Source organism: Vibrio sp. V01_P9A10T6, assembly GCF_963877065.1.
Taxonomy (GTDB): domain Bacteria; phylum Pseudomonadota; class Gammaproteobacteria; order Enterobacterales; family Vibrionaceae; genus Vibrio; species Vibrio anguillarum.
Genome location: NZ_CAWNTB010000133.1, coordinates 1 through 2194 on the forward strand (window position 1 = coordinate 1; position 2194 = coordinate 2194).

Annotated in this window: 2 protein-coding genes; one reads left to right on the top strand and one right to left on the bottom strand. The window is 42.0% G+C overall.

Features of this window, described 5'->3' with window-relative positions:
- A partial coding sequence (locus tag AACQ21_RS07030; protein WP_219884455.1) for a site-specific integrase occupies nucleotides 1–1014 on the top strand: 1014 nt, incomplete at its 5' end.
- Here AACQ21_RS07030 and AACQ21_RS07035 read toward each other — a convergent pair.
- Nucleotides 1007–2184, bottom strand: a protein-coding gene (locus AACQ21_RS07035; RefSeq protein WP_105977130.1) for an IS3-like element ISVch4 family transposase whose coding sequence is annotated in 2 segments (ribosomal slippage) — nucleotides 1007–1926 and nucleotides 1926–2184 — 1179 coding nt in all. Because the reading frame shifts where the segments join, the coding sequence is not laid out codon by codon here. The two genes, AACQ21_RS07030 and AACQ21_RS07035, sit on opposite strands and share 8 nt — an antisense overlap.
- Nucleotides 2185–2194 lie beyond the last annotated feature (10 nt).

The following is a 2194-nucleotide window of genomic DNA, read 5'->3' on the forward strand; positions in this document are numbered from 1 at the left end:
TTCATGGCTTATTCAATTATACATACAGAAAGAAACGGTCAGCGCTCTCATATCCTGATTGATAACATAACCACCCTACCTGCCATGTTCGTTTCGATATATGGAATGAATGAGCTGAGTAACAAAGCACTTGGTACACAAGAAAATATTCTTTCTTCGCTGCGCTTTTTTCATGAGTATTATTACAAAAAACACAAAACTACATTTGACTTCGATTTTCACACCAAGACTTATAACATTTCGCACTTTATAGAAGAGCTTGACGGTTTCTTTCATTACCTCCTTACGAAACAGCATCTGATTGATGAGCAAGACATTCAACCTATCGGCTTGTTGCCGCTAGCAATCAGTAAAGCGAACAAAACCAGCTATGGTGCTCACATTAGAAATGTTGGTAAGTTTTTTAGGTATCTCAATGATCGTTATATGAACCTGAGATATCAAGACATGTCGCCAGCAGATGCGAGCAATAGCCACTTGAGCAACGAATCAAACCTAAAGCATAAAATTAAGACATTTGATAAAACGAAAGTGTCTCAAAACGAACCTGCTCATAGTTATAAGAGTTTGGAAGCACAGCAATCAATTGAGCTAACCAACATGCTCCTTCCTTCGACTCCTGAATTTGTGGACACAAAGAGTGGCGAATTATTTGAGGCTGTAATCAATCCTCAAAACCCTTTTTCAGAGGGGTTTCAACAGTATCGAAATTATCTCATTCATCGATTAATGTTCAACTATGGATTGCGGGTTGGCGAGGTGCTATTGCTAATGACCGATTGCATCGGTGAGTCCCTGCCTGATGCTAATGGAGACGTACATTACATCCTGGTTGTTCAAAACTTGCCAGATGATGTTTTAGACCCAAGGAAAAATCCACCGTCTATCAAAACAATACACTCTTATAGGCAAATTGAGCTGACAGCCGATGATTACATCATGCTGACCATTTATATGGAACAGTATCGTGCTCCATTGTATGAAGAGAAAGGCCTAGCTGTAGTGGTCAACTAAAATTGGCCACGGTTTTAGAGTTTTCCCAATATAATCGTTCTGATTCATTGGGAGTTAGACCACCGTTATACTGATGTGGCCTGAGTTGGCAGTAATATCCGATAATGTAGCGGGTGATCTCTTGTTGAGCCTCAGCGAAGCTATGATAACCCACAGTTGGCACCCATTCCGTCTTCAAACTTCTAAAGAAGCGCTCTATCGGCGCATTATCCCAACAGTTTCCTCGGCGAGATAAACTCTGTTTTATTTGAAAGCGCCACAGCAATTGACGGTATTTACGGCTAGTATAATGACTGCCTTGATCGCTATGGAACATAACACCTTTAGGCTTACCACGAGACTCATAGGCCATCGAAAGAGCTTTGCCTGTTAGCCTAGAATCCGGTGATAAAGACATCGACCAACCAATCACTTTGCGGGCAAAAAGATCGATAACGACCGCTAAATACATCCACCGATTACCCGTCCAAATATACGTAACATCGCCAGCCCAGACTTCATTTGGAGCCGTAACAGCAAATTGACGACTTAAGTGATTTGGAACGTCAATATGTTCTTGTGAAGCCTTTCTGTAACGATGCTTTGGTTCTTGGCAGCTCACTAAACCAAGAGTTCTCATTAGCTTTGTTGCTCGGTATCGGCTCAGCTTTACACCCTGATTTGTGACTATATCTGCAATGGTTCTCGCTCCCGCAGAGCCATTGCTTGCGGAGTGAGCCTCGCTAATCAAGCTGCGCAGTTTTATTGTTTCCGCATTAATTAACGCTGGGCGCTTAAGCCAATAGTTATAACTACTTCGATGAACATTGAAGATTTCGCATAATATTTTTACGCTGTGGCTCTGCTTGAGTTTCTTGATTATCAAGAATTGTTCAGTGAGTCCGACATCAAGAGAGCCGTGGCTTTTTTTAGTATTTCATTATGCTCTTCAAGGCGAGCCAGCTTCTTTTTCAATTCCCTAATTTCTATTTGCTCAGGGGTCATAGGTGAAGCTTTCGGTGTTTTCCCTTGGCGTTCTTCTCTAAGCTGGCGAACCCATTTATCCATCGTGGACTTGCCCACATTCATGGCTTGGGCTGCTTCCGTCACTGAGTAATTTTGGTCTAAGACTAGCTGCGCTGCTTCTAACTTAAATTCTGCGCTAAATAGTCGTCTTGTACGTTTTGTCATAATGTCACCT